Source organism: Streptomyces rugosispiralis (genome assembly GCF_024505145.1).
GTDB lineage: Bacteria > Actinomycetota > Actinomycetes > Streptomycetales > Streptomycetaceae > Streptomyces > Streptomyces rugosispiralis.
This window is the reverse complement of record NZ_JANIAA010000034.1, coordinates 86,096-110,604: the sequence shown is the minus strand read 5'-3', so window position 1 is coordinate 110,604 and position 24,509 is coordinate 86,096. Positions and strand designations below refer to the sequence as shown.

Annotated in this window: 25 protein-coding genes and 1 pseudogene; 14 read left to right on the top strand and 12 right to left on the bottom strand. The window is 72.5% G+C overall.

Annotated features, from left to right (window positions below; translation table 11 throughout):
- From NP777_RS35240 to NP777_RS35230, 3 genes are all read left to right on the top strand, one after another.
- The coding region (locus NP777_RS35240) for an ATP-binding protein (RefSeq protein WP_256654257.1) at positions 1–230 on the top strand (230 nt) is incomplete at its 5' end.
- A gap of 28 nt (positions 231–258) precedes the next feature.
- Positions 259–1,149, top strand: a complete 891-nt coding sequence (locus tag NP777_RS35235) for a radical SAM protein (protein WP_256654256.1) — start codon at positions 259–261, stop codon at positions 1,147–1,149.
- Positions 1,150–1,154: 5 nt separating this feature from the next.
- On the top strand, positions 1,155–1,976 hold the full coding sequence (locus tag NP777_RS35230; RefSeq protein WP_256654255.1) for a phosphotransferase: 822 nt from the start codon (positions 1,155–1,157) through the stop codon (positions 1,974–1,976).
- Between the two features lie 309 nt (positions 1,977–2,285).
- Here NP777_RS35230 and NP777_RS35225 read toward each other — a convergent pair whose 3' ends face one another.
- Entirely contained in the window at positions 2,286–3,953 is a 1,668-nt protein-coding gene (locus NP777_RS35225) for an NAD(P)H-hydrate dehydratase (protein ID WP_256654254.1), read from the bottom strand.
- 83 nt (positions 3,954–4,036) lie between these two features.
- Between NP777_RS35225 and alr the strand changes: the two genes are divergently transcribed.
- From alr to tsaE, 3 genes are all read left to right on the top strand, one after another.
- Complete coding sequence (alr, locus tag NP777_RS35220; RefSeq protein WP_256654253.1) at positions 4,037–5,191, top strand: alanine racemase; 1,155 nt, start codon at positions 4,037–4,039, stop codon at positions 5,189–5,191.
- Positions 5,192–5,193: 2 nt separating this feature from the next.
- Positions 5,194–6,417 (top strand): alpha/beta fold hydrolase, encoded by a 1,224-nt coding sequence (locus NP777_RS35215; protein WP_256654252.1) that lies wholly within the window; start codon positions 5,194–5,196, stop codon positions 6,415–6,417.
- A 283-nt stretch (positions 6,418–6,700) separates the two neighbouring features.
- The gene (gene tsaE, locus NP777_RS35210; protein WP_256654251.1) at positions 6,701–7,219 is read left to right on the top strand and encodes a tRNA (adenosine(37)-N6)-threonylcarbamoyltransferase complex ATPase subunit type 1 TsaE; all 519 of its coding nucleotides are present in this window, start codon (positions 6,701–6,703) and stop codon (positions 7,217–7,219) included.
- A 182-nt stretch (positions 7,220–7,401) separates the two neighbouring features.
- Here the strand turns inward: tsaE and NP777_RS35205 are convergent, their stop codons facing one another.
- Together NP777_RS35205 and NP777_RS35200 are read right to left on the bottom strand one after the other, a co-directional pair.
- Positions 7,402–7,638 carry a hypothetical protein gene (locus tag NP777_RS35205; RefSeq protein ID WP_256654250.1) on the bottom strand — a complete coding sequence of 79 codons (237 nt, stop codon included), beginning with the start codon at positions 7,636–7,638 and terminating at the stop codon, positions 7,402–7,404.
- Between the two features lie 99 nt (positions 7,639–7,737).
- The gene (locus NP777_RS35200) at positions 7,738–8,277 is read right to left on the bottom strand and encodes a hypothetical protein (RefSeq protein ID WP_256654249.1); all 540 of its coding nucleotides are present in this window, start codon (positions 8,275–8,277) and stop codon (positions 7,738–7,740) included.
- 277 nt (positions 8,278–8,554) lie between these two features.
- Here NP777_RS35200 and tsaB point away from each other — a divergent pair, with 277 nt between their 5' ends.
- Genes tsaB through NP777_RS35180 form a run of 4 tightly spaced genes read left to right on the top strand, consistent with a single transcriptional unit; the run spans position 8,555 to position 11,271 of the window.
- Positions 8,555–9,223 (top strand): tRNA (adenosine(37)-N6)-threonylcarbamoyltransferase complex dimerization subunit type 1 TsaB, encoded by a 669-nt coding sequence (tsaB, locus tag NP777_RS35195; RefSeq protein ID WP_256654248.1) that lies wholly within the window; start codon positions 8,555–8,557, stop codon positions 9,221–9,223.
- Positions 9,224–9,255: 32 nt separating this feature from the next.
- On the top strand, positions 9,256–9,888 hold the full coding sequence (gene rimI, locus NP777_RS35190) for a ribosomal protein S18-alanine N-acetyltransferase (protein WP_256654261.1): 633 nt from the start codon (positions 9,256–9,258) through the stop codon (positions 9,886–9,888).
- The gene (tsaD, locus tag NP777_RS35185) at positions 9,881–11,011 is read left to right on the top strand and encodes a tRNA (adenosine(37)-N6)-threonylcarbamoyltransferase complex transferase subunit TsaD (protein WP_256654247.1); all 1,131 of its coding nucleotides are present in this window, start codon (positions 9,881–9,883) and stop codon (positions 11,009–11,011) included. Before rimI ends, tsaD begins: the two co-directional genes overlap by 8 nt.
- Positions 11,008–11,271 carry a hypothetical protein gene (locus NP777_RS35180; protein WP_256654246.1) on the top strand — a complete coding sequence of 88 codons (264 nt, stop codon included), beginning with the start codon at positions 11,008–11,010 and terminating at the stop codon, positions 11,269–11,271. Before tsaD ends, NP777_RS35180 begins: the two co-directional genes overlap by 4 nt.
- Before the next feature lie 249 nt (positions 11,272–11,520).
- On the opposite strand, the pseudogene NP777_RS35175 reads toward NP777_RS35180, so the two are convergent.
- A pseudogene (locus tag NP777_RS35175) lies at positions 11,521–12,393 on the bottom strand (SARP family transcriptional regulator); the annotation flags it as partial.
- The gene (locus tag NP777_RS35170; protein WP_256654245.1) at positions 12,389–14,089 is read right to left on the bottom strand and encodes an AfsR/SARP family transcriptional regulator; all 1,701 of its coding nucleotides are present in this window, start codon (positions 14,087–14,089) and stop codon (positions 12,389–12,391) included. The pseudogene NP777_RS35175 and the gene NP777_RS35170, both read right to left, overlap by 5 nt.
- A gap of 133 nt (positions 14,090–14,222) precedes the next feature.
- On the opposite strand from NP777_RS35170, the gene NP777_RS35165 reads away from it, so the two are divergent.
- Positions 14,223–15,188: an alpha/beta fold hydrolase gene (locus NP777_RS35165; protein WP_256654244.1), complete on the top strand. Its 966-nt coding sequence runs from the start codon at positions 14,223–14,225 to the stop codon at positions 15,186–15,188.
- 244 nt (positions 15,189–15,432) lie between these two features.
- Here the strand turns inward: NP777_RS35165 and NP777_RS35160 are convergent, their stop codons facing one another.
- Complete coding sequence (locus tag NP777_RS35160; protein ID WP_256654243.1) at positions 15,433–16,290, bottom strand: polysaccharide deacetylase family protein; 858 nt, start codon at positions 16,288–16,290, stop codon at positions 15,433–15,435.
- Between the two features lie 206 nt (positions 16,291–16,496).
- Between NP777_RS35160 and NP777_RS35155 the strand changes: the two genes are divergently transcribed.
- Complete coding sequence (locus NP777_RS35155) at positions 16,497–17,240, top strand: hypothetical protein (RefSeq protein ID WP_256654242.1); 744 nt, start codon at positions 16,497–16,499, stop codon at positions 17,238–17,240.
- Here the strand turns inward: NP777_RS35155 and NP777_RS35150 are convergent.
- The 4 genes from NP777_RS35150 to NP777_RS35135 form a co-directional block, all read right to left on the bottom strand.
- Entirely contained in the window at positions 17,198–17,530 is a 333-nt protein-coding gene (locus tag NP777_RS35150; protein WP_256654241.1) for a hypothetical protein, read from the bottom strand. The two genes, NP777_RS35155 and NP777_RS35150, sit on opposite strands and share 43 nt — an antisense overlap.
- Before the next feature lie 100 nt (positions 17,531–17,630).
- Positions 17,631–18,452: an arylamine N-acetyltransferase family protein gene (locus NP777_RS35145; protein WP_256654260.1), complete on the bottom strand. Its 822-nt coding sequence runs from the start codon at positions 18,450–18,452 to the stop codon at positions 17,631–17,633.
- Positions 18,453–18,553: 101 nt separating this feature from the next.
- Positions 18,554–18,766: a DUF397 domain-containing protein gene (locus tag NP777_RS35140; protein ID WP_256654240.1), complete on the bottom strand. Its 213-nt coding sequence runs from the start codon at positions 18,764–18,766 to the stop codon at positions 18,554–18,556.
- Positions 18,767–18,776: 10 nt separating this feature from the next.
- The gene (locus NP777_RS35135) at positions 18,777–19,628 is read right to left on the bottom strand and encodes a Scr1 family TA system antitoxin-like transcriptional regulator (RefSeq protein WP_256654239.1); all 852 of its coding nucleotides are present in this window, start codon (positions 19,626–19,628) and stop codon (positions 18,777–18,779) included.
- A 189-nt stretch (positions 19,629–19,817) separates the two neighbouring features.
- On the opposite strand from NP777_RS35135, the gene NP777_RS35130 reads away from it, so the two are divergent.
- Positions 19,818–20,285 (top strand): ATP-binding protein, encoded by a 468-nt coding sequence (locus NP777_RS35130; RefSeq protein WP_256654238.1) that lies wholly within the window; start codon positions 19,818–19,820, stop codon positions 20,283–20,285.
- Here NP777_RS35130 and NP777_RS35125 read toward each other — a convergent pair.
- Both NP777_RS35125 and NP777_RS35120 read right to left on the bottom strand, forming a co-directional pair.
- A complete protein-coding gene (locus tag NP777_RS35125; protein WP_256654237.1) occupies positions 20,282–21,694 on the bottom strand; it encodes an acyltransferase in 1,413 nt (470 codons plus the stop codon). The genes NP777_RS35130 and NP777_RS35125 overlap by 4 nt on opposite strands.
- 368 nt (positions 21,695–22,062) lie before the next feature.
- Positions 22,063–23,265: a class I SAM-dependent methyltransferase gene (locus NP777_RS35120; RefSeq protein ID WP_256654236.1), complete on the bottom strand. Its 1,203-nt coding sequence runs from the start codon at positions 23,263–23,265 to the stop codon at positions 22,063–22,065.
- On the opposite strand from NP777_RS35120, the gene NP777_RS35115 reads away from it, so the two are divergent.
- Complete coding sequence (locus tag NP777_RS35115; protein ID WP_256654235.1) at positions 23,257–24,285, top strand: polysaccharide deacetylase family protein; 1,029 nt, start codon at positions 23,257–23,259, stop codon at positions 24,283–24,285. The genes NP777_RS35120 and NP777_RS35115 overlap by 9 nt on opposite strands.
- Positions 24,286–24,509 lie beyond the last annotated feature (224 nt).

The following is a 24,509-nucleotide window of genomic DNA, read 5'->3' as shown; positions in this document are numbered from 1 at the left end:
CCCGCCACAGCGGGTGCCGCCTCCTCCGCGTCAGCGTTCGGCTGCCCCATCGGGATCGCGTACGTCTCGCCGTCACGGACAAATGCCCCCAGCCGCCCACCGCCCAGGCGCCGTGCTGCGACGACGAGTCCGGCCGCGGTCTGGTGCTGGTCGAAGCGATGTCGGACCGCTGGGGCACCCAATACCGCACCTGGGGAAAGACCGTCTGGGCCGAGCTTCGGCCGAAATGACACCGACTGAAGAAGAAGGGACACGACTGTGAAGACCATCGTTGCTGCCGCCCCCGCCATGGACACCGGCTTCCTGTGGCTGGACCTGACCCGAAAGTGCCAGCTCCGCTGCAGCCCGTGCTTCAACTCCTCGGGGCCGGAGGGAACACACGGCATCATGGAGCGCGATGACTGGTTACACGTCCTCGACCAGGCCGCGGAATGTGGCGTGCGCCGTGTCCAGCTCATCGGGGGCGAGCCGACGCTGCACCCGGACAGCCTGCTCCTGGCCGACCGCGCACTTTCTCTCGGCCTCGGCGTGGAGATCTACAGCAATCTGGTGCGCGTCACCGAAGCCTGGTGGGCGCTCCTCCGACGCGACGGCATGTCCTTGGCGGCGTCGTACTACTCCGACACCCCGGAGGAACACAACAAAGTCACCGGCCGACCCAGCCACGCCCGCACCCTCGCGAACATCAAGAAAGCGGTAGAGCTTGGCATTCCGCTGCGCATCGGGATTGTCGCGACCGCCGAGAGGCAGCGCGTCGCCCAAGCGCGGCAGGAGCTTGAGGCGCTCGGGGTGAAGCGCATCAACGTAGATCACGTCCGTCCCTTCGGGCGGGGAGCGCAGGGGCGCACCCCGGACGTCTCCGGACTGTGCGGCCGGTGCGGCATCGGCGGGGCTGCCGTCGGCCCGGACGGGCGCGTGTCGCCCTGTGTGTTCTCCGCTGCCCTGCTGGGCGTCGGGAACGTTCGAAGCACCCCACTGGCCGCTATCCTCGCCAGTCCTGCCATGGCCGAGGCCCGCGCATCCATCCGGAGCGTCTTCGGCAAGGGCGGCGGGGACGACGAAGACAAAGACTCCTGCGACCCTTCCTGTGACCCCAATGCCGAATGCTCTCCGGGGTACCCGGGAAGCGAATGCGGCCCAAGGAACTGAAGGCGATGAACCGTGAACTGCCAGGACCCGATCTCTGGGCACTGATCCAGCCGCACACGGGAATCCTGTCCCAGGCGCAGCCCACCGCACGGGGTTTCGGCTCTGATCTGACAGCGGTCATCGAGTGCGAGAAAGGCCCTTTCTTCGTCAAGGCCATGCGTAACCGCCCTGGGGGACGCCGGGCCTCGCTCATCCGGGAAAGACTGATCAACCCGGCCGTACAGTCCCTTTCCCCCGCCCTGCTCTGGCACGTGGAAGACGACGAATGGCTCGTCCTGGGATTCGAGGTCGTGGATGCCCGTCGGTCGGACTTCACACCAGCCTCGCCCGATCTGCCTGGAGTGGTCGACCTCGTTGACCAACTCGGGGACCTGCCCCTCCCTGATATCGCCCGAGACTGGCCGGAGAACCGTTGGGACCGGTTCGCGGTTGACGAGACCGAAGCTGAACTGTTCCGGGGTGACGCGCTGCTCCACACCGACATCAACCCCAGCAACCTGATCATCGGGGAACGCGGCCGGTGGATCGTGGACTGGTCCTGGCCGACCCGAGGCGCCAGTTTCATCGACCCCGCATGCCTTGTCGTGCAGCTCATCACGGACGGGCACACCCCAGAGGCGGCTGAGGGGTGGGCGGCCGAGTGCAGGGCCTGGGCGGACGCGGACCCCACCGCGATCGACGCGTTCGCCGCCGCCACCCGCCGCATGCACCGATCGCGCGCCGACCGGCATCCCGAGGCCTCCTGGCTCGAAGCCATGGCCGCAGCCGCAGGGGCGTGGGCCGCCCACCGGGGCGTGGCCGAGGCGCCTGGGCAGGCGACGACGTAGGCATGCATGCTGATCGGCCCGGCGCTCGCGTCACCGGGCGACCGGGCGCCTGGCCGGGGGCTGGGCCACCGGCGGATAGCCGCGAATGCGGCGGGAGGGGGTGGGGTCGGAGGGGTGGTGTCCTGGACGCTCACGCATATTTGTGGCGCCAATCCCCGGCCCACGCAAGCCCCCGGCCAACGGCGCCGTAAATGTGCGGTCCAGGGCGCCGCCCCGGAGGCCCCGCCCCCGCCACCCACCACGAACAGCGGGCGCACCACAGCAACCACCCACGCACCCGCACCGGAGACCCCGCACCCATCGCACCCGTCAGGCCAGCACGTCCCGCCACGTGTCCGTCAGCGCCGTCGACACGTCGTACGCCGCGATGGGCGCGCCGTGCGGGGCCGTGGTGCGGCGGGCGGCCAGGCCGTGGAGGTAGGCGCCCGTCGAGGCCGCGTCGCGGGCGGGGAGCCCCGTGGCGAGCAGCGAGCCGATCAGGCCGGACAGCACATCGCCGCTGCCCGCCGTGGCCAGCCAGCCGACGCCGGTGGGGTTGACGCGTACCGGCTGGTGCTCGGCGGCGATCAGCGTGGTCGACCCCTTCAGCAGTACGGTCGCGCCGTAGCGCTCGGACAGCGCCCTTACGGCGGCCAGCCGGCCCGCCTCGACCTCCTCGCGGCTCACGCCGAGCAGCGCCGCCGCCTCGCCCGCATGTGGGGTGAGGACCGTGGCCGCCTCGCGTTTACGCAGGTCACTGCCGGTGGGCAGGAGGTGGAGCCCATCGGCGTCGACCAGGACCGGGACATCGGAGGCGAGGACGTCCTCCAGGGAGTGCCGGGCCGCCGCGCCGTCGCCGAGGCCGGGGCCGACGACCCACGACTGGACCCGGCCCGCCTTGGCCGGGGGCCCGGAGTGGACGAGGGTCTCGGGGAAGCGCGCGATGACCGTGTCGGCCCCGGGGCCGACGTAGCGCACCGCCCCCGCACCGCCCCGCAGCGCGCCCGAGACCGCCAGTACGGCCGCGCCCGGGTAGCGGGCGGAGCCCGCGACGACGCCCACCACGCCGCGCCGGTACTTGTCGCTCTCCGCCGAGGGCCGGGGCAGCAGCGCCGCCACGTCCTCGTGCTGCAGCGCCTCCACGTCGGGGTCGGCCGGGAGGTGGGCGTCCAGCCCGATGTCGACCAGCCGCAGGGCGCCCGCGTGGGTGCGGGCGGGGTCGATGAGCAGTCCCGGCTTGTACGCGCCGAAGGTGATCGTGGCGTCCGCGCGGACGGCGGAGCCGCGCACCTCGCCCGTGTCGGCGTCGACCCCGCTCGGCAGGTCCACGGCGACGACGATCCCGCGCACCGCCCGGACCAGCCGCTCCGCGTCGGGCCGCAGCCCGCCCTTGCCGCCGATGCCGACGATGCCGTCGACGACGAGATCGGCGCGTGCGACGGCCGCTTCGGCGTCACCGTTCGCCGCTGGGCCACTGCCCGCCGTCGCGCTCCCGCCCGCTGCCGCGCTTCCGCCCGCCGCCGCGCTCCCGCCTGCCGCCGGGCCACTGTCTGCCGCCTCTGAGCCGTCGCCACCCGCCGCGCCGCCACCAGCCGTCGCGCTGCCGCCAGCCGTCGCGCCGCCCCCAGCTGCCGCGCTGCCACCCGCCGTCGCGCCGCCGCCGCCCGCCGCCCCCTCGCCGCCGGCGGTCACCACTCGTCCGCCCGCCGCCCGCAAGGCGGCAAGGCCGCCCCCGTGCGCCCGGTCGGGGCTGAGCAGTACCGCCGTGACGCCCGCGCCGCGGCGGGCCAGGCGGGCGCCCGCGTAGAGCGCGTCGCCGCCGTTGTCGCCGCTGCCGACGAGCAGGGCCACCCGGGAGCCGTACACCCGGCCCAGCAGATCGGCGCACGCGGCCGCGAGTCCCGCCGCCGCGCGCTGCATGAGCGCTCCTTCGGGCAGCCGCGCCATCAGTTCGCGCTCGGCGGCCCGTACGGTCTCGACGCTGTAGGCAATCCTCATACCCATAGTCTCCCGAACGGAGGGCACTCCTTGCGTGGAAGCACACACTCCGGCCGCAGGATCGGCCTGAGAGACTGACCAAGATGGACGAGACACCGATGCGCGCCCGTGCCGTGGTCGATCTGGCCGCCCTACGGGCCAATGTGAGGGCGCTGCGCGCCGCGGCACCCAAGGCCGAGCTGATGACCGTGGTCAAGTCGGACGCCTATGGCCACGGCATGGTCCCGTGCGCCCGCGCCGCCCGCGCGGCGGGCGCGGACTGGCTGGGGGCGGCCACGCCCGAGGAGGCGTTCGCGCTGCGGGCGGCGGGGGACACGGGCCGGCTGATGTGCTGGCTGTGGACGCCCGGCGGCCCCTGGCGGCAGGCGATCGAGGCGGATATCGACGTCTCGGCCAGCGGGCTGTGGGCGCTGCGCGAGGCCGTCGCCGCGGCCCGCGCGTGCGGGCGTACCGCGCGGCTGCACCTCAAGGCGGACACCGGGCTCGGCCGCAACGGCTGCCAGCCCGCCGACTGGCCCGACCTGGTCGCCGAGGCGCGTGCCGCCGAGGCGGAAGGGGCCATCCGGGTGACGGGGCTGTGGTCCCACTTCGCCTGCGCGGACGAGCCGGGCCATCCGTCCATCGCCGCCCAGCTGTCGGTCTTCCACGAGATGGTGGCGCACGCCGAACGCGCGGGGCTGCGGCCGGAGGTGCGCCACACCGCCAACTCCGCGGCGACCCTGACCGTGCCCGAGTCCCACTTCGACCTGGTCCGGACCGGCATCTCCACCTACGGCATCTCGCCGAGCCCCGAACTCGGCACGGCCGCCGACTTCGGGCTGCGCCCGGTGATGACGCTGTCCGCCGCGCTCGCCTCCGTGAAGCGGGTGCCGGGCGGTCACGGCGTCTCCTACGGGCACCGCTATGTGACCCCCGGCGAGACCTCCCTCGCGCTGGTGCCCGTCGGCTACGGGGACGGCATTCCGCGCCATGCCTCGGGCACCGGACCGGTGCTGGTCGCGGGCAAGTGGCGGACCATCGCGGGCACGGTCGCCATGGACCAGTTCGTTGTGGATCTGGGCGGCGACACCGCCGCCCCGGGGGACGAGGCGGTGCTGTTCGGGCCGGGGGACCGCGGCGAGCCGACCGCCGAGGACTGGGCGCGGGCCGTGGACACGATCGCGTACGAGATCGTGACCAGGATCTCGGCCCGTATCCCCCGCGTTTATGTAGGTGAGGACGGGGGCACAGGGAACTGACCATGGGCGACGAGACCACGGCCGTCAGCACGGCAGAGATGGCGACACGAGTCGCGGCGGGGGCCACAGCCGTGAGCTGGCGCCGGGGCGCCGGGTTCGCGGGTGCCGCGATCGGCGTGCTCGCGGCGGGGGCGGCGGCGGGCGTCGCGCTCGAGCGGCTGACGGTCGGCCGCGGCGTACGGCGCAAGGCGCGGCTCGCCCTGGACGCCGAGGGCCCGTACGGCACGCTGCGCGGCACCCCGGGAACGGCGGTCGCCGAGGACGGCACCGAGCTCTACTACGAGGTCGAGGAGGTGCGGGAGAACGCCGCCGCGCCCTCGCCCCGGCGCAAGCGGCGGTTCGGGCGCCGCGCCCCCGCCCCCGTCACCATGATCTTCAGCCATGGCTACTGCCTCGCCCAGGACTCCTGGCACTTCCAGCGCTCGGCGCTGCGCGAGGTGGTCCGCACCGTCTACTGGGACCAGCGCTGCCACGGCCGCTCGGCGCGCGGCTGCGCCCAGGCGGACGGCGAGGCGATCAGCATCGACCAGCTCGGCCGCGACCTCAAGGCGGTGATCGACGCGACGGCGCCCGAGGGGCCGCTGGTGCTGGTCGGCCACTCCATGGGCGGCATGACGCTGATGGCGCTGGCCGCGCAGTACCCCGATCTGATCCGCGAGCGCGTGATCGGCGCGGCCTTCATCGGCACCTCGGCGGGCCGGCTGGGCGAGGTCAGCTTCGGCCTCCCGGTGGTCGGGGTGAACGCGGTGCGGCGGGTGCTACCCGGGCTACTGAAGGCGCTGGGCTGGCAGGCCGACCTGGTCGAACGCGGACGGCGGGCGACCGCGGACTTGTTCGCGGGGCTGATCAAGCGCTATTCGTTCGGTTCGAAGGACGTGGACCCGGGCGTCGCGCGGTTCGCCGAGCGGCTGATCGAGGCCACGCCGATCGATGTGGTCGCGGAGTTCTACCCGGCGTTCATCGCCCATGACAAGGCGGCGGCGCTGCCGCACTTCGACGGCGTGCCGGTGCTGGTCCTCGCGGGCGACAAGGACCTCATCACCCCGATGGAACACAGCGAGGCGATCGCGGAACTGCTGCCGGGCGCTGAGCTGGTGATCCTCGAGGAGGCCGGGCACCTGGTGATCCTCGAGCATCCGGAGGTGGTCAACGGTCACCTGACGGAGTTGCTCTCCCGGGCGGTGGACGGGATCGGCGACCGGGCGGGGCGGGGCGTGACGGGCTGAGGTGAGTCGGCCCGGGGCTGGGCTCTACGTGACGGCGCTTCGCACGGCTGCGAAGCGCCGTCACGTAGAGCCCTGGCGCGAGGCGCCCCGTCGCCGTGGTCCGTACCATCGGCGAGTGTGACTCCGCTCCCTCGCCTGAAGGCGGGGGGCTTCCAACCCGAAGGTCGCGGTCCAGCCCGAACCGATCCCTACCGGGACAGAGGGAAAATATCATGGGCCGGAGAAGCAATGCGGCCGCCGACGGAAGCCGGTGGCCCTCGCGCTAGGAGACAGTAGGAGACAGATGGACGTAGGCACGCGCATCACCGTTACCTCTCCCGACCAGATGCGGGACCTGGGCCGCAGACTCGCCAAGCTGCTGCGCCCCGGCGATCTGCTGCTGCTCACCGGTGAACTCGGCGCGGGCAAGACGACCCTGACGCGGGGCCTCGGCGAGGGCCTCGGCGTCCGGGGCGCCGTCACCTCGCCCACCTTCGTGATCGCCCGGGTGCACCCCTCGCTGGGCGACGGCCCGCCGCTGGTCCATGTCGACGCCTACCGGCTGAACGGCGGCCTCGACGAGATGGAGGACCTGGACCTCGATGTCTCCCTGCCCGATTCGGTGGTGGCCGTGGAGTGGGGCGAGGGGAAGGTCGAGGGGCTGGCGGAGGACCGGCTGCATGTGGTGATCCAGCGGACGGTGGGCAGCGACATGGCCGTCACGGACACGATGGCCGCCGACGTGGACGACGTACGGGACGTGGTGGTGACGGGCGTGGGTACCCGCTGGGCGGGGGAGGACCTGGCGTCGCTCGCGGGGTAGCGCCAGGGCTGCCCGGTCAACCGGTCAAACGGTCAAGCCGCTGGTAGAGCTCGCGTGCAGATGCGGCGTAGTTTCCGACAAGCCGTCGGCATGCTGTTGCATTCCGGGCATCACCCGTGGTCACATGGTGGGAGAAAGCGTGGGTTAGGTCTACCTAACTCCGCTCGACTGCCCCAGGACTCTCAGGAGGCACCCATGTCGGCCCACGATCCTGTGGCCGGGACCGGCGCCGCGCGCGACGACCGGTCACCGTCGATGTCGGAGCTCCTGGCGGCGTGTGCGGCGGCGAGCGCGGTCTCGACGCCCCCGCGGCCGGCCGAGGAGGAGGCCCCGGCGTCCATCGAGCCCGAGGCGGAGGCGGAGAACGAGGCGCGGGACGCGGCGTAGCGGGGCACGGCCACGCCATCGGGGTACGTCACGTCACCGGGGTACGTCACGTCACCGGGCTACGTCACATCGCCTGGCTATGTGCCTGATGGCGTGCCCGGTTACGTACCTGGCCACGTCATCCGGGTCCGCTAGGGGACGACGACCACCTTCGTGTCCGGCTGCGCGAACTCCCACATCGCCGTGCCGTCCACCCGGCTCTCCCGGACGGCTCCGGTCCGCTTGCGCGCGTTCGGGTCCGGCATCGACCCGTCCACCGCCGCGCTGAAACCGAACACGACCCCCCCTTCCGAGTGGAAGACGACGACGTGCTCGACCTGCACTCCGTCCGAGCCGACCCCGCCCTTGTTGCGCGAGGTCACGGAATAGGTCCCCGGGTCGGGGCTGGCCGGGCTGGGGCCCACCTCGAACGTGTGGCTGGCCTTGCCGTCGGCGCCGACCAGCCAGACCCGCTTGTCGCCCAGGGCGTAGACGACCCGTACGCCGGTGCCGGAGCGGGCCGGGAGGGCGGTGGACTTCTTCTTCGCCCCCGTGTCGCCCTTGTTCTTCTTCTTGGACTCGGCGGAGTGCGACCCCGGTCGGGCCTGGGTCGGATGGTCGGGTGCGGTCGCGGCCGCCTGGTAGCCGAGGAACCCGACGACGCCCAGCGCGGCGGCGGTGAGTACGGCCACAGCTGGCCCGGTACTGCTCCTTGGCACGGCGGCTTCCCTCTCCTGCGGTCAGTACGTGCCGACGGCCCGTACACACTTACGGTGACGGTAGCACCGGCGCCCGCCGCCCGGCCGTGCTCCGGGCGTCCGGTGACCGAGCTGTTCCACCGTCGGTACGAAAGCCCGTACCGAGGCCCGTACCGAGGCCGGTACCGAGGCCCGTTCCGAGGCCGGTACCGAAGCCCGTACCGAGGCCGGTACGAAAGAACGACCTCCCGGCGCGCCGTAGGCTGTTCTCGTGCTGTTGCTCGCTCTTGATACCGCCACCCCCGCCGTGACCGTCGCCCTGCACGACGGCTCCACAGTGATCGCCGAGTCCTCCGACGTGGACGCCCGGCGCCACGGCGAGCTGTTGCTGCCCGCCGTCCACCGGACGCTGAAAGCCGCGGGCACCGAGCTGGACGCGGTCACGGAGATCGTCGTCGGCGCGGGCCCCGGCCCGTACACCGGACTGCGCGTGGGCCTGGTCACCGCGGCCACCTTCGGGGCGGCCCTCGGCGTCCCCGTCCACGGGCTGTGCACGCTGGACGGGATCGCGTACGCCGCCGGGCAGGCCGGGCTGGAGGGCCCGTTCGTCGTGGCCACGGACGCGCGGCGCAAGGAGGTCTACTGGGCGCGCTACGACGACGCCCGGACCCGCGTCACCGAGCCCGCCGTCGACCACCCCGCCGATCTCGCCGAGCGGGTGGCCGGGCTGCCCGCGGTCGGCGCGGGCGCGCTGCTCTACCCGGCGGCCTTCGCCGACGTACCGCCCGGGATGCCGGAGCACCAGTCGGCCGGGGCGCTCGCCTCGCTCGCCGCCGGGAAGCTGGCGCGCGGCGAGGAGCTGCCGCCGCCCCGGCCGCTGTATCTGCGCCGCCCCGACGCCAAGGTGCCCGCCAACTACAAGGTGGTCACCCCGAAGTGACCTCCACCGGCACGACCGTGACCCTGCGCGAGATGCGCTGGTGGGACCTGGAGCGGGTGATGGAGCTCGAGGAGGAGCTGTTCCCCGAGGACGCCTGGTCGCGGGGGATGTTCTGGTCCGAACTCGCGCATGCCCGGGGCCGGGACGCCACCCGCCACTATGTGGTGGCGGAGGACGGGCCCCGGCTGGTCGGATACGCGGGGCTCGCCGTCGTCGACCGTACGGGTGACGTCCAGACCATCGCCGCCGCCCGCGACCACTGGGGCACCGGCCTCGGCGCCCGCCTCCTCACCGACCTCCTTACGGCGGCCACCGCCTTCGAGTGCCGTGAGGTGCTGCTGGAGGTGCGGGTGGACAACGCCCGCGCCCAGCGGCTGTACGAGCGCTTCGGCTTCGAGCCGATCGGCATACGCAAGGGCTACTACCAGCCCGGCAATGTGGACGCCCTGGTCATGCGGCTGGCCGACCCGGCGACGGCGAACACCGGCGCGATCGCGAATGGCGAGACCGGCGAGACCGGCGCGTCCGCCACGACCGGCGCGTCCGCCACGACCACAGCGGCCCCCGCGCACGCGGCGAATCCCGCGCACGCGGCGAATCCCGCGCACACAGCCAACCCCGCGAACCCCGCGACCTCAGTACAAGGAACCGAGACCCATGGCTGACGAACCCCTCGTCCTCGGCATCGAGACCTCCTGCGACGAGACCGGCGTCGGCATCGTCCGCGGCCACACCCTCCTCGCCGACGCCGTCGCCTCCAGCGTGGACGAGCACGCCCGCTTCGGCGGGGTCGTCCCCGAGGTCGCCAGCCGCGCCCATCTGGAGGCGATGGTCCCCACGATCCAGCGGGCGCTGAAGGACGCCGGGGTCGCCGCCTCCGACCTCGACGGCATCGCCGTCACCGCGGGCCCCGGGCTCGCGGGCGCGCTGCTGGTCGGCGTCTCGGCCGCCAAGGCGTACGCCTACGCCCTCGGCAAGCCGCTCTACGGCGTCAACCACCTCGCCTCCCACATCTGCGTCGATCAGCTCGAGCACGGTCCGCTGCCCGAGCCGACGATGGCGCTGCTGGTGAGCGGCGGCCACTCGTCGCTGCTCCTCGCGCCCGACATCACCGCCGACGTCCGCCCGCTGGGCTCGACCATCGACGACGCGGCGGGCGAGGCGTTCGACAAGATCGCCCGGGTGCTGAACCTGGGCTTCCCGGGCGGCCCCGTCATCGACCGCATCGCCCGCGAGGGCGACCCGGACGCGATCGCCTTCCCGCGCGGCCTGACCGGTCCGCGGGACGCCGCGTACGACTTCTCCTTCTCCGGGCTGAAGACCGCCGTCGCCCGCTGGATCGAGGCGAAGCGGGCGGCGGGCGAGGAGGTCCCGATCGCCGATGTCTCGGCCTCCTTCCAGGAGGCGGTCGTGGACGTGCTGACCCGCAAGGCCGTCCGCGCCTGCAAGGACGAGGGCGTGGAGCACCTGATGATCGGCGGCGGCGTCGCCGCGAACTCCCGGCTGCGGGCGATGGCCGAACGCCGCTGCGAGGACGCGGGCCTCACCCTGCGGGTGCCACGGCCGAAGCTGTGCACGGACAACGGGGCGATGGTCGCGGCGCTCGGCGCGGAGATGGTGGCGCGGGGCCGGTCCGCCTCGGCGTGGGACCTGTCGGCCGACTCGTCCCTCCCGGTGACGGACCCCCACGTCCCGGCCCCCACCGGGCACACCCACTCCCACTCCCACTCCCACTCCCACTCCCACGACCATGTGCACGAGCTGAGCCGGAAGAACCTGTACGCATGACCGTCGCGTTGATGTGGGAAGCCCGAGCCGTGGCCGGAAAGGGCGAGGCCCTCCTGACCTGGGCCACCCACCAGCCCCTCGACCCGCCCCCGCTCCGCCGCGAAACCTTCCGCGCCCCCGAGGACCGCGTCCTCGTCATCACCTGGTGGCACGGCGCCTACGACACCCCGGGCCTGCCGGAACTCCCCGAGCCGGGGGAGGACTTGGTGCGACGCGCGGTCCACCGCTGGCGCTTCGAGACGGTCGCGGACGGGGGCTGACGGGGGCTAGGGGTACCCCCGGCGGCTCTTGACGCCTGCGGCGGGCTGCTCCCCTCCCCGCCCCTTCCCGAAACTAGGACTCCGCCCCAGACCCCGGACCCGGGACTCCGCCTCTGGACCCCCGGGTCCGGGACTCCGCCGCAGACCCGGGGTCCAGGGGCGGAGCCCCTGGTATCGGGGGTATCGGGAAGGGGCGGGGAGGGGAAAGACCGCCGGACACCCCGTAGCGGTACGGCGCCAGCCGTGCCGTTACCGCAGGGCCTCGGCCAGATCGGCGAGGTGCCGGGAGACCGGGCCCAGGGTGAGCAGGCCACTGCCCGCCCCGGCGAGCTCGGCCGCCGCCGGGGCCAGCGCGGCGCGGGCGCACGCGATCGTCTCCTGGTCGCCGACGGCGATGGCCGCACGCCCGGTGAGGCACCACAGGGCCTCCAGCAGCAGATCGCGGGGCGGCTCCGGGACCGTGCGCAGCGCCGCCGCGGCCTCGGCGCGGCGGTCCTGGGCCAGCAGCACCAGCGGGCGGGCCCAGGGCGCGTACGGCCCCCAGTCGAGGTCCTCGTCGGTCGGGGCTGGGCGCCCCCGCTCCACGCGCAGACAGAGCAGCGCGAGCGGCAGCAGACCGCGCTCCAGGCCGGGCATCCCGGCGCCGTCCAGCCGCGCGGCGGCGTCCCGGTAGGCAGCCTCGGCCCCGGCCTCGTCCGCTTGCCCGGTCGCGGCCTCCCGCAGCGCCCGGTACCACGCGGTGAACACCCCCACCAGCGGCCGCTCATGGCGCTCGCCCAGACGGTCGGCGGCGGCCGCGTGCCGGTCGGCCGCCGCGAAGTCCCCGAGCGCGCTGCGGGCTTGGAGCCGGATGAGATGGCCGAGCACCTCGAAGGCGACCAGTCCGTGCCGCGCCGCAAGGGCGATCAGCTCGGCCCCGGTGGCGTCCCGGCGCGGCGCCAGCCCCGCGCGCTCGAAGCTCTGCATAAAGACGCCGTTCAGCGCGAACGCCAGCAGCCCGGGGTCGTCCAGCCGCCGAGCGATCTCCTCGGCCCGCCGAGCCGCCCACGGCCCCCGCTCGGACCTCCCACCCCGCGACTCGACCGCGATCGTCGCCAACAGCCGAGCACGAATCGCGTCATGGCCGGGGCGCTCGCGGCCGAGAATCCCGTGTGCGGGGGCGCCGTGGTCTGTAACCCCTGGGCCGGGGCGCTCGTGTCCGGGAGCGCCCTGTCCGGGGGCTGCATGACCGCGTACGTGGTGGCCGGGTGTTCCGGGGCTGATTGCCCGGTCCCGGGGCGTCTCGCGGCCGGGTGCGTCGTGGCCCGTTGCCCCGCTGCCGGGGGGGCTCGTGGCCGGGGGTGTCGTGGTCTGTCGCCTCGCTGTCGGGCGCGCCGTGTCCGGGGGCCGTGTGGCGGCGTGCGCGGTGGCCGGGTGTTCCGGGGCTGATTGCCCGGTCCCGGGGCGTCTCGCGGCCGGGTGCGTCGTGGCCCGTTGCCCCGCTGCCGGGGGGCTCGTGGCCGGGGGCGCCGTGGTCTGTCACCTCTGGGCCGGGGCGCTCGTGTCCGGGAGCGCCCTGTCCGGGGGCTGCATGACCGCGTACGTGGTGGCCGGGTGTTCCGGGGCTGATTGCCCGGTCCTGGGGCGTCTCGCGGCCGGGTGCGTCGTGGGCCGTTGTCCCGCTGCCGGGGGGCTCGTGGCCGGGGGGCTCGTGATCGGGCGTACCCGGGGCGGCCGGGGAGTCGGCCGCGAGCGCGGCCAATGTGCGTTCGGCTGCCCTTACGATCGACGCCGCCTGCTCGGGGTCGTCCAGGCGGGTCCAGATCGCGGGGACGTCGTAGGCGCCGATGACTCGGGCGGTCAGTTCCGGGTCGCCCAGTTCCTCCGCCGCCGCGACGGCCGCCACCCGCTGTTGCCGGGCCGTCAGCAGGCCGCCGCCACCGGTCATCGAGAGGTCGCGGAGCAGGGCGGCCGTCGACTCCAGGCGGGTCCGGGCGCCGGAGGCCACGGTGCGGTCGTACGCGGCCGTCGCGTCCGCCCACACCTGGGCCGCCGCGCCGCGCCGCACCGTCGCGGGGTCGAGGTGGGGCGCCTGGCCGAGGATGTCCGTCTCCAGGCGGCGCAGCTCCGGGCCGGGGTCCACGCCCAGCTGCTCGACCAGCAGCGTGCGGGCCCGGCGCAGTACCGCCAGCGCGTCACCCTGGCGGCCGGTGCGGTACAGCGCGAGGGCCAGCGCCCGCCAGGCGCCCTCGCGCCAGGGGTGCTCGGCCAGATGCGCCTCCAGGTCCGGGACCGCCTCGGCGGCCCGGCCCAGCGCCAGCCGGGCCTCCGCCTGCCGTTCGACGGCGTGCAGCCGCAGCTCCGCCAGCCGGGAGCGTTCGCCCCGGGCCCAGCCCTCGTCCGCGAACTCCGCGTACGCGGGCCCGCGCCACCGGCCCAGCGCCTCCTCCAGCCGGGGCAGCGCGCCGTCCGGCGGAAGGGTCGCGGCGGCGGCGACGTCCTGTTCGAAGCGCCACGCGTCCACCGCGTCCGGGCCGGCCCGCAGCGCGTACCCGGGGCCCTCGGTGACCAGCAGCCGGGCCGGGGTGCGCGGCGGGCGCTGCGGCTCCAGCGCGCGGCGCAGCGCGGCCACGAACGTACGCACCGCGCCCACCGCGCCCGGCGGCGGCTCCGTCCACAGGTCCTCGATCAGCCGGGAGACGGGTACGACACGGCGGCGGGCGACGATCAGCCGGGCCAGCACCGCGCGGTGCCGTGGCCCCTTGAGCGCGATCGCGCGCCCGTCGGCGTCCGCGTCCCAGGCGACGACCGGCCCCAGCACCCCGAAACCGACCCGCATGCGGTCACCGTAGCGCGCTGATCGGATGCTCATCCGCACCCGGCAGGCTGACAGCCACCTGGTCAGTCCGCACGTCGTCCGGTCGCCCGGCTTCCCCGTCGCCCGGATCCTCCACAGAAAGCGCGCTCACCCCATGGCCCCTGTCATCCCCGGTTTCGACTACCGCCGCGTCCCCGTCGCCGACGGCGTGTCCCTGAACGTGGCCGTCGCGGGCTCGGGCAGCCCCGTCGTCCTGCTGCACGGCTTTCCGCAGACCCACCTCATGTGGCGGCACGTGGCCGCCGACCTCGCGGCCGATCACACCGTGATCTGCCCCGACCTGCGCGGCTACGGCGCCAGCGACAAGCCGTCCGCCGACCCCACCGCCGACGCCGACCCCACCGCCGACGCCGACCCCGCCGCCGACGCCGACCCCGCCGCCGACGCCGACCCCGCCGCCTACGCCGACCCCGCCGCCTACGCCAAGCGCACCATGGCCGCCGACATCGTCGCCCTGGCCCGAGCCCTCGGCCATGACCGCTTCGCGCTGGCCGGTCATGACCGCGGCTCCCTGGTCGCCTTCCGGGCGGGCCTCGACCACCCCGCGACGATCACCCATCTCGCCTGTCTGGACGTGCTGCCGACCCTCGACATGTGGGACGTGCTGCACGGCACCACCGCCGCCGTCGGCTTCCACCTCTTCCTGATGGCGCAGCCCCCGGGGCTGCCCGAGCGGATGATCGCCGCCTGCCCCGACGACTTCTTCGGCCACTTCCTCGATCTGTGGGCGGGCGATCCGCGGGCCATCCCCGCCGAGGTCCGCGCCGCCTATCTGGACGCCTGCCGCGCCGCGGTGCCGTCGATCGTGGCCGACTACCGTGCCTCCGCCGGTATCGACGTCGATCACGACCGGGCCGACCGGGACGGCGGGCGACGGCTGACGATGCCGCTCACCGTCATCCAGCAGGACTGGGGCGCCGCGCTCGGCTATGACGCGGCGGCGCTGTGGCGCGCCTGGGCCGACGACCTGGAGCACCGTACCGTCGGCTACGGCCACTTCATGGCGGAGGAGGCACCCGCCGACATCGCCAAGGCGCTGCGGGAGCTGCTGGCCCGCTAGAGGTCTTGGACGTCGCCCCTGGGCCCCGGGGTCCGGGGCGAAGCCCCCACGCGGCGGAGCCGCATATCGACGCTGCGTGGGAAGGGGCGGGTAGGGGAACAGCCCGCCGCGGGCGTCACGATCCGTCGGACGCCCCCGGACGGCTCTGGACGCTCCCGGAGCCCCCGGGCGCCCCCGGACGCTCCCGGGCGCCCCTAGAAGACCCCGGGCGCCCCTGGACGCCGACGGACGCCCCCGGGCGCCCCTAGAAGACCCCGGGGTAGTGGTCGGCGATCTCGTCGCTGGTCGTCACCCACACCCCCGGGTGGTTCACCACGTACTCCAGCGCCTCATCCACGTACCTGTGCCGGAAGGGCTGGTTGATCACGAACGGATGCAGCACCAGCGACATCACCCGCCCGCTGTCGGCCGAGTCCGCGTAGAGCTGGTCGAGCTGGTCCTTGACGATGCGGACGAAGTCGGGCCCGCTGAGGCTCTTGCCCACGAAGAGCTGGATGTCATTGACCTCGATCGAATACGGCACGCTCAGCATCCCCGGCACGTTCAGCCGGTACGGCTGGTCGTCGTTGGCCCAGTCCAGTACGTACCGCAGCCCCAGCTCGGCCAGGAGTTCCGGCGTGCGGAAGGTCTCGGTCAGCGCCGGCCCCAGCCAGCCGCGCGGCCTGCGGCCGGTGGCCTTCTCGATGGTGCCGATCACCTCGGTCAAGTAGGCCCGCTCCTCCTCGGGGGACATGTCCGCCTGGAGGATCGAGTTGTTCTTGCCGTGCGCCGCCCACACCCAGTCCCGCTCCCGCCCGGCCCGGATGATCTGGGGGTAGCGCTCGGCGACATCGGAGTTGAGCATCACGCTCGCCCGCACCCGGTGCCGGTCCAGGCTCTCGATCAGCCGCCAGATCCCGACCCGGGGCCCGTAGTCCCGCCATCCGTAGTTCAGCGGATCGGGCGCCAGCGCCCGGGTGTCGGGGAAGATACTGGTCGAGGGGCGGTCAACCGCGTAGTGCTCGACGTTCAGCCCGACGTAGAAGGCCACTCGGGCGCCGTCCGGCCAGTGGATCGGGGCGCGTTCGACGATGGGGCTGTAGTCGAAGAGCTGGTTGTCCATCAGGGCTCACCTCATCTGTGTGGCTCATCTGTACGGCGGTTCGGCTCCGCTCGATGGACATCGTGAAACCCTCACACAAGTGAGAAGGTCAAGTGGCCTGCCCTCGTGAGCTGAGAGACTGCGTCGGCGTACACCGCAGTGCTGTGCGCGCCACGAGCGCCGTGCGTGCCACGAGCGCCGTGCGTGGGATGAGTGCGATGAGTGCCATGAGTGCCATGAGGAAGGACGCCATGACGCTGCCCAACGAGCTTCCGCCACCGCCGCCCGCCCCGGACGAGCGGCCGTGGAAGGACCGCGCCGGGTTGCTCGATGAGCGGGCGCGGGCGATGGAGGCGCTGGCGCGGTGGTACCTGGCGCCGCACCGGGCGCTGCTGCTGTGGCTGTCCACGCTCGTCTTCGCGCTGGGGTGGAGCCTCGCGGTCTCGGGGTTCCAGTTCCTGGTGAAGGGCGAGATCATCGAGCACGTGCTGGGCGTGATCTTCCTGGGGCTCGCCCTGGGCGCCACGGTCCCCTCCAGTCTCGGGGTGGCCTCCGGCATCCGGCGCGATGTCTTCGTGGGCGCGTGCCTCCGGGACTGGGCGGAGCTGGAGCGCGATCCCCAGACGCTGCCGCACTGGCGGGTCTCCGGAGGCGCGCTCCTGTGGCTGGGCCCGTCCATCGTGCTGGCCTGCCTGGGGCTGGCGCTGGGCGGGTTCGCCGTCTTCTCCGACATCGGCACGGAGAGCGTGGGCACCGTCGCCGGTATCGGCCTGGTCTTCGCCGCCGCCGGTGTGCTCGGCATGGCCAAGGCGATCGACTACTACCGCCTGGTCAGCCGCGAACTCCGGCCCCTCCGCCCCGACACCGCCGGTCCGGACGCCCGCCGTCCGGATGCCCGCCGTCCGGACGCCCGCCGTCCGGAAGGCGGCTACGACGACGGCTTCTCCGACGACGGCTTCTGCAGTGACTGAAAGCGGGTCCGCAGCTCCTCGTACCGCTCACCCGGGGTCTCCCCGCGCTCCTTGGCCGCCTCCTCGATACGGGTGAGCAGCTGCCTGACCCGCACGGCGTCCGTATAGGCGTCGCGCTCCAGCTTCTTGTACGCGACGGCGGCCGGGCCCTTGTGATCGTCGGGGTCCACCGACTGCCTCAGATGGCCGAGACGCTCGATCTGTTCCTCAAGGTAACTGAGCATTCCCTCAAGGTCTTTGATGAGATCCGACAGATCCTGGTCCGATACGGACAGTTTGTCATGACTCATGTTTCATCCGTCCCTGCCACCCTCCCAACGGCCCATTAGCGGGATGATCGTGCCATGACCGGGGCCGGTGTGGAGAGCCACCTGGGGTAACTCCTGTGGTTCAGTCCGGCAGGACCGTGCCCGGGGGCAGTTCGATGCCGAAGTCGGCGGCGAGAACGCGCAGCACCTCGCCGTTGTCGGCGAGTTCGCGCTCCTTACGGGTGCCGTCGGACCAGGTGTCGATCAGGGTCCGCCCCGACAGGTGGAGATGGCGGCCCAGGGCGGTGCGCTGGACGAAGAGGGTGTGCTGGAAGGGCGAGCGCGGGTTGGTGGCGACGTGCCAGTTGATGACCCCGTAGTCGGCCGCGTCGAACGGCTCGCGGGTGAAGGCGTACTGGTCCTGCCAGGAGCCGTCCAGGAACGCCTGGAACACCCACAGGTCCTCGAGACCCTCCGGGTACGGCTCGCGGACGTAGCGATGGCGGCGGGTGCCGTCGTGGAGCTCGGTGTCGGCGACGAGCGGCACGGCCTCCAGGAGGCCGCCGACGCCGCCGAAGCCCACATCGGCCACGTAACGCCGCTCCTCGCCGGGGATTCCGACCAGCAGCAGCATGTGGGTGCGCGGACGGACCGTCCCGGGGGCCGCTCCGACCCGGACGCGGGCGGTGAGGCCGGTGACGCGGAAGCCGAGGGCGGTGAGGGCGGCGGTCAGCAGCGTGTTGTGCTCGTAGCAGTAACCGCCGCGCCGGCCGCGGACCAGCTTGGCCTCGAGGTCGGGGACGGCGAGGGAGGGGGCCGAGCCGAGGAGGGGGTCGAGGTTCTCGAACGGTATGGACGTGAGATGCGCCCGATGCACCGCCCGCAGCGTCTCCACGGTGGGGGCGGGGCGGCGGTCGCCCGTCCAGCCGATACGCGTCAGATAGGCGTCGAGATCAAGGGCGATACGTTCCATACCGCCGACCGTAACGCCGGACCACGGCACCGGCCTCCGCTCCTGGTGGGGCCGCGTCTGGTCCCTTGGGCATAGGTCCTTTACGCCGTCCGTTACGTCTTCGGCACCGCCGCGAGGTGATCGAGCGCGCCTGCCTTGATCGACTGGAGCAGGGCTCCCAGCCTCGCGGGGTTCGTGGTGAGGACCGTACGGGGGTCGTCGCTCTCGCGGAGGGCGACGGTGGTGCCTATGAAGGCGAGCTCTATGCAGGAGTTCCCGTCCCCCGCGCCGGAGTAGGACGACTTGCGCCAGTTGATCTCGGACATTCCTTCGCCCTCACATCTGTTGAACGGTCTCGCGGATGAAGTCACGTGACTCCTTCTCGGACAAAGCCAGCTCTTCGGTCCGGTCCATGACCGCCCGGTAGTTCAGAAGCTGGGACGCCCCGTCGAGGAACGCCGCGTCCTGCGCGACGTCGAGTTGAACGGTATCCAACTGCGGCACCGGACCCGTGGCGTAGGTGACGGAGATGCCCGCGAGGTGGAAACCCCCGGCCGCGATCGGGACGACCCGGACGGAGACGTTCGGGCGCTCCGAGGACTCCAGCAGGCTGTCGAGCTGTGCGCACAGCACGCGCTGATCGCCGAACCGTACGCGGAGTGCGGTCTCGTGCATGATGAATGTGCAGGACGGCGGCTGGTCCCGATCCAGGATGTCCCGGCGCTTCATGCGGTGCGAGAGCCTTCGGCGGAGCTCCGTCGGCGACCAGCCCGGGACGGCCGTGCTCAGTACCGACCGGGCGTAGTCCTCGGTCTGCAGGAGTCCGGGGATGTGCATGAGCTCGACGACGCGCAGGCTCGTGGCGAAGTACTCCAGTTCCGCCAGATCGAGACCGGCGGCCCCGAGCGTGCCCCGGTACTCCTCCCACCACCCGCGCTTGCGCTCGGTCGCCATGGCGACCAGTGCCTCGACGTACGCCTCGTCCGGGCAGGCGTAGTTGGCGGCGAGTGTGCGTACGCGCTCTTCGCTGACGCCGAATCGGGCCAGCTCCATATTGGTGACGTGTGAGCGGTTCGTGCCCAGCCGGTCGGCCGCTTCCTGGATGGTGAGACCCGCGTGCTCGCGCATCCTCCGAAGCTCCGTGCCAAGTCGGCGCTGACGTGCCGTGATGGTGGTCCTCGAAGCCATGCCTGCCTTCCTCGTGGGTCGTCACCCAGTGTGGCGTGTGACCACGAATGGGTCTATCTACTCACTAATTTCGACAATCTGGTGGCACTAGTTAGGTGTCGACCTCTACTGTAGGTGTCGTTGCCGCTACTGCGCGTTGATCGCCGTAACGGTATGCGCGCTGTCGGCCCCCTCACAGGGAGTTGCCCCATGGATTCCGATCACGAGTCCGACGACCGCCCCCCACGCCGCCCACCCGTTCCCTCCAGGGATCCGTACGTCTACACCCTGCAGAGCAGTCGGCACGCGACCTCCGCCAAGGTCTGCCGGGACTTCGTCGCCTGCGTCCTGAACTCCGTGGGGCAGGAGGAGCTGGCCGACACGGCGACGCTGTGCACGTCGGAGCTGGCCACGAACGCCTTTCTGCACGCCGAGGGCGACTCCGTGATGCTGCGCGTGGTGATCGAGCCGCCCCGCTTCCGGGTCCTGGTCTACGACGCCTCCGCCGAGCTCCCCACCGCCGCCCGCCTCCCCGAGGGGGATCGCCTCCGCGGCCGCGGCCTCGGGCTGGTGGCGGCGCTGGCCGACGCGTGGGGGACGGCGGAGGGGGACGCGGTGGGCATGTACGCCAAGGGGGTCTGGTTCGAGCTCGCGGGCAAGGAGGAGAGCGAGGCCTAGCCGGCCGCGAGGAAGGTCAGCGGAAATGCCTCGCCGGAATCCGCGTAACGGTGGAACCGCCCGACCCAGGACGGCTCCTGAAGGGCCCGGACCTGGGTGCGGGGCAGCGCGATGTGCACATCGCGGCCACCGCCCTGGTCGGCCGGGGTCGGCGCGATATGTACGGTCCAGGGAATGGGGATGGGGGAGAAGTCGTACCAGAACGGGGCGCCCTGCCCGAAGTCGATGCGATAGAAGGGCAGCTTCGACCAGTTGTTGATCGCGATGGTGTTGTCGAACGAGTCCAGGCTCATGGTGGTCATGACCCGCTTGAGGCGCCCCGCGTCGCGTTCGGCGCACAGGAACGCCGTTTCCTGGCGGATTCGCTCCTCCGTGTTCTCCGCGTAGCCCGCGCGGATCGCCGCGGCGATTTCGCCGAGCGGGCGGGAGCGCACTTCGGCGGCGGTCATTCCGGGGCGGGTGTTGGTGACGGCGTTGCCCCAGTAGTCATCCGGTACCGCCGCGCCGGCGAACGGACGGAAGTCGGCGATGAGGCCGAGCCTTTCCTCGCTCGTATCGGGGCGGTCACGCAATGTGCCGAGCACTTTCCACAGATGGGCGGTGAGCGCGTCATTGGTCGACACCCACCGGTCCGTGCCCGCCAGGTCGGCCATCGCGGCGTCCTTCATGGCGGTCAGTTCGGCGGCGGTGAAGCGGGTGGTCACGGTCGTCACGCTGCCGAGGCTGCCCTTCAGGGCACGTCCGATGAAGGCGCTCTTCTGGCCGCGCCCGATGACCGTGAGATGGGCGTCGCCCGCGATGCCGCCCGTAAGGGCGTCACCGGAGGCCGCGGCGCCGAGCGCGTCGATGACCCCGCGGTCATGGTTGGGCTTGGCGTATCCGAGGCCCCGGTGCTCGTGCGACCAGGCCTCCAGGAAACTCATATAGCTGGATCCGTCGCCCACGGCGTGGTTCATCGTGAGGCCCAGGATGGAGCCGCCGCCTTTCATATGGGTGAGCTTCACCGTGAAAAGCGGCGTATCGCGGTCGACCACCCAGAACGGAATGGCGTGACTGAGATAGCGATCCAGTCCCTTTTTCGCCGTGCGGCGGGGCCCGTAGTCCGGCATCGGCACGGATGCCTGTGCCTCGACGAAGCGCACCCCGGAGTCGTCGCAGAGCACGCTGAGACCGCCGTCGGGGTCCTTCTTGACGCGGCCCGAAAGGATGGGGAAGTTACGCAGCGTCCGGCCGAGGGAGACGCGGAGCGCCTCGCCGTCGAGCGTCTCCCGGTAGAAGAAGGCGCGGGGCGTATAGATCGTGCCGATGAGCATGTCGTAGACGCTCAGCCGTATACGGTCACCGTTCGCCTCTCCGGCACATACGGTGAACGATCGCTTGGCGCCGCTCTCGGTGGCGGAAGCCGTCATACTCACACGCTCTTTCGTCGGGCCCAAACGCGCTGTCACGTCGACGCGTTGACCGTGACCGCCAATGTGTTGACCGTAACGCCCGGACGCGAGCGGCCTCATGAAGTGGAACGGGGTTTAGGGAATTCCCCAACTTCCGTCCGGCCCGGACCTTTCCCCTCCCCGCCCCTTCCCGAAGCATCGATATGCGGCTCCGCGCCGGTACGCAGCCGTGAGCGCCTGCACCGCTGGGCCGGCCGCGATCGGCACGCCCGCGCGGCGGGTGGCCGGGCGGACGCCCGCGCGTGTCCGGGGCGTCCGGCCGGGGGGGGCCGGGGCGGAGCCCCACCACGCGGCGGGGCCGCGGGGACAGCCCGCCGCAGGCGGCGTCACGGTCCGGTGGACAGGGCCTGGGCCGGGTGGCCCAGAAGCATCGTGGGGGCGCCCGCCGACCGCGTCAGCACGATCGTGCAGGCGTTCCCGCCTTCGAGCCGCAGCTTCTTGCGGAGCTGCTCCGGCTCGACCGCGGAACCGCGCTTCTTGATGGTCGCGACGCCGACCTCCCGCTCCCGCAGCAGCGCCTTGAGCTTCTTCAGGTTGAACGGCAGCACATCCGTGATCTCGTACGCGGTGGCGAACGGCGTCGGGCGCAGCTCGTCCGTCGTGATGTAGGCGATCGTCGGGTCGATCAGACGGCCGCCGACGCGGGCCGCCACATCGGCCACGAGATGGGCGCGGATGACCGCGCCGTCCGGTTCGTAGAGCCAGCGGCCGACCGGGCCGGGCTCGGGGTCGGGGAGGAGCGGGGTGCCGATCAGGGAGTGGCCGCTCGGCAGCAGCGTGGCGCGGCGCAGCCCGGGGCGGGCGGTGCCGAACCACAGGACGGCCTCCTTCACATGGCCGTGGTCCGAGATCCACTCGGCCTCCGCGTCCTCGGGGACCGCCTCGTGCGGCACGCCGGGGGCGATCTTGAGGGCGGCGCGCGGAGTGGTGCGGGCGGTCTCGACGGCCCAGGAGAGGGGCGGGGAGTACGCCTCCGGATCGAAGACGCGGCCCCGGCCGCCGCGCCGGGCCGGATCGACGAAGACCGCGTCGAAGTCCCGGGTGCCGACGTCGGTGACATCGGCGCAGCGGACCTCGATGAGCTCGGCCAGGCCGAGCGCCTCGGCGTTGGCGCGGGTGACGGCGCAGGTCAGCGGGTCACGATCGACGGCGAGCACGGAGATCCCGGCGCGGGCGAGCGCGATCGCGTCGCCGCCGATGCCGCAGCACAGATCGGCCATACGGCGGACGCCGAACTCGGCGAAGCGGGAGGCGCGGTACGCGGCCACGGAGGTGCGGGTGGACTGCTCGACGCCGTTCGGCGTGAAGTACATGCGGTGCGCGTCCTCGGGGCCGAATTTGGCCACCGCCCGCTGCCGCAGCGCGGCCTGGGTCAGGGCCGCCGAGACCAGCGCCGGGGGATGGTCGCGGCGCAGCCGCGTCGCGGTGGCGAGCTCCTTCGCCGGGTCGTAGTCGCGGAGCGCGGAGAGCAGCGTCTGCCCTTCGTCGCCGAGCAGTGAATCGAAGGCGTCAACGTCCACATGGCCCATTCTCTCCGCTCCCAGTGGAGCATTCGCACCCCGCTCGGCGCGCGGGTCGGCTCGATAGAGCTGAAGATCGCTTTTGTGATGATGATCAAGACTGGGCTTTCAAGGTGTCTGGTTCTCACCGCCGCGGCGACCATGCTCGCCGGCTGCGGGGCGCTCGGCTCTTCGGGGCCGCACACCCGGACGGGGAAGGCGGCCGATCTGCTGCCGTCGGCCTCCGCCGGTCCGCATACCGAGTCCGGGAGTTCCGGGTCGCCGTCGGGGAGCGGGCACGGGGACGGCGCGCCGCCCTCGGGTCCGGCGGCGACGGGCTCCGCGCCGGGGGCGTTCCCGGACGCGTACCGCCGCTGGGGGCTCGACCGGCCGCTGGCCCCGCCGCCGCGCCCGCCCAAGGTCAAGCCGCCGCTCGCGGCGCTGTGGCCGCCGGTGCCCGAGCTGGCGACGGTCATCCGCCGGGTCGACACCACCGATCGGGTGGTTTTCCTGACGCTCGACGACGGGATCGAGAAGGACCCGGCCTTCGTCGACCAGGCCCGGGACCTCGGTCTGCCGTTCACGCAGTTCCTGGAGGACGAGGTGATCGGCGACCACTACGACTACTTCGGCCGGCTGCGTGAGCTCGGGAACCGGATCGGCAACCACACCCTCACCCACCCCAAGCTCGCGGGCCAGGACTACGAATTCCAGCTCCATGAGATCTGCGGTCAGCAGGACGTCCTCCACTACCGCCTCGGCCTGGAACCCCACCTCTTCCGTCCGCCTTACGGGGACTACGACCGGAACACGCTGCGGGCGGCGGCGGACTGCGGGCTGGGGAAGGTGGTGCTGTGGCGAGCGGAGATGGAGCCCGACGGACTGGTGTACCGCTCGGGCAGCGGGCTCCGGCCCGGGGACATCATCCTCGCCCACTTCCGCGGCCCGGACATGTTGAAGGGCGCGACGATGACGGACATGATCACTTCGCTGCTGCGGGAGATCCAGGCGCAGGGGTTCACGGTGGCTCGGCTGGAGGACTACATCTGACCTCCATGACGACCGTAAGGCGGTCATGACGTGACGACCGTAAGGCGGTGCTGACGGGGGCCGCCACCGCGTCGCTTGGCACTCTAGTTGACTGAGTGCTAACCGCGTCATAATGTCGAGGCTGGCACTCGGGACCGATGAGTGCCAGGGATACAGCGACGGGCAGGTCCGGCACCCGCGACGACGGATCCACCTGGTCGCCACCTCAGACAGTTGACCCCGTG

What these genes read in the sequence shown, in the direction of transcription:
- NP777_RS35230 (WP_256654255.1), top strand. Translation starts at nt 1,155, where the DNA reads ATGAACCGTGAACTGCCAGGACCCGATCTCTGGGCACTGATCCAGCCG.
- NP777_RS35225 (WP_256654254.1), bottom strand. Translation starts at nt 3,953, where the DNA reads ATGAGGATTGCCTACAGCGTCGAGACCGTACGGGCCGCCGAGCGCGAA.
- alr (WP_256654253.1), top strand. Translation starts at nt 4,037, where the DNA reads ATGGACGAGACACCGATGCGCGCCCGTGCCGTGGTCGATCTGGCCGCC.
- NP777_RS35215 (WP_256654252.1), top strand. Translation starts at nt 5,194, where the DNA reads ATGGGCGACGAGACCACGGCCGTCAGCACGGCAGAGATGGCGACACGA.
- tsaE (WP_256654251.1), top strand. Translation starts at nt 6,701, where the DNA reads ATGGACGTAGGCACGCGCATCACCGTTACCTCTCCCGACCAGATGCGG.
- rimI (WP_256654261.1), top strand. Translation starts at nt 9,256, where the DNA reads ATGCGCTGGTGGGACCTGGAGCGGGTGATGGAGCTCGAGGAGGAGCTG.
- tsaD (WP_256654247.1), top strand. Translation starts at nt 9,881, where the DNA reads ATGGCTGACGAACCCCTCGTCCTCGGCATCGAGACCTCCTGCGACGAG.
- NP777_RS35180 (WP_256654246.1), top strand. Translation starts at nt 11,008, where the DNA reads ATGACCGTCGCGTTGATGTGGGAAGCCCGAGCCGTGGCCGGAAAGGGC.
- NP777_RS35170 (WP_256654245.1), bottom strand. Translation starts at nt 14,089, where the DNA reads ATGCGGGTCGGTTTCGGGGTGCTGGGGCCGGTCGTCGCCTGGGACGCG.
- NP777_RS35165 (WP_256654244.1), top strand. Translation starts at nt 14,223, where the DNA reads ATGGCCCCTGTCATCCCCGGTTTCGACTACCGCCGCGTCCCCGTCGCC.
- NP777_RS35160 (WP_256654243.1), bottom strand. Translation starts at nt 16,290, where the DNA reads ATGGACAACCAGCTCTTCGACTACAGCCCCATCGTCGAACGCGCCCCG.
- NP777_RS35155 (WP_256654242.1), top strand. Translation starts at nt 16,497, where the DNA reads ATGAGTGCCATGAGGAAGGACGCCATGACGCTGCCCAACGAGCTTCCG.
- NP777_RS35150 (WP_256654241.1), bottom strand. Translation starts at nt 17,530, where the DNA reads ATGAGTCATGACAAACTGTCCGTATCGGACCAGGATCTGTCGGATCTC.
- NP777_RS35140 (WP_256654240.1), bottom strand. Translation starts at nt 18,766, where the DNA reads ATGTCCGAGATCAACTGGCGCAAGTCGTCCTACTCCGGCGCGGGGGAC.
- NP777_RS35135 (WP_256654239.1), bottom strand. Translation starts at nt 19,628, where the DNA reads ATGGCTTCGAGGACCACCATCACGGCACGTCAGCGCCGACTTGGCACG.
- NP777_RS35130 (WP_256654238.1), top strand. Translation starts at nt 19,818, where the DNA reads ATGGATTCCGATCACGAGTCCGACGACCGCCCCCCACGCCGCCCACCC.
- NP777_RS35125 (WP_256654237.1), bottom strand. Translation starts at nt 21,694, where the DNA reads ATGACGGCTTCCGCCACCGAGAGCGGCGCCAAGCGATCGTTCACCGTA.
- NP777_RS35115 (WP_256654235.1), top strand. Translation starts at nt 23,257, where the DNA reads ATGGCCCATTCTCTCCGCTCCCAGTGGAGCATTCGCACCCCGCTCGGC.
- NP777_RS35120 (WP_256654236.1), bottom strand. Translation starts at nt 23,265, where the DNA reads ATGGGCCATGTGGACGTTGACGCCTTCGATTCACTGCTCGGCGACGAA.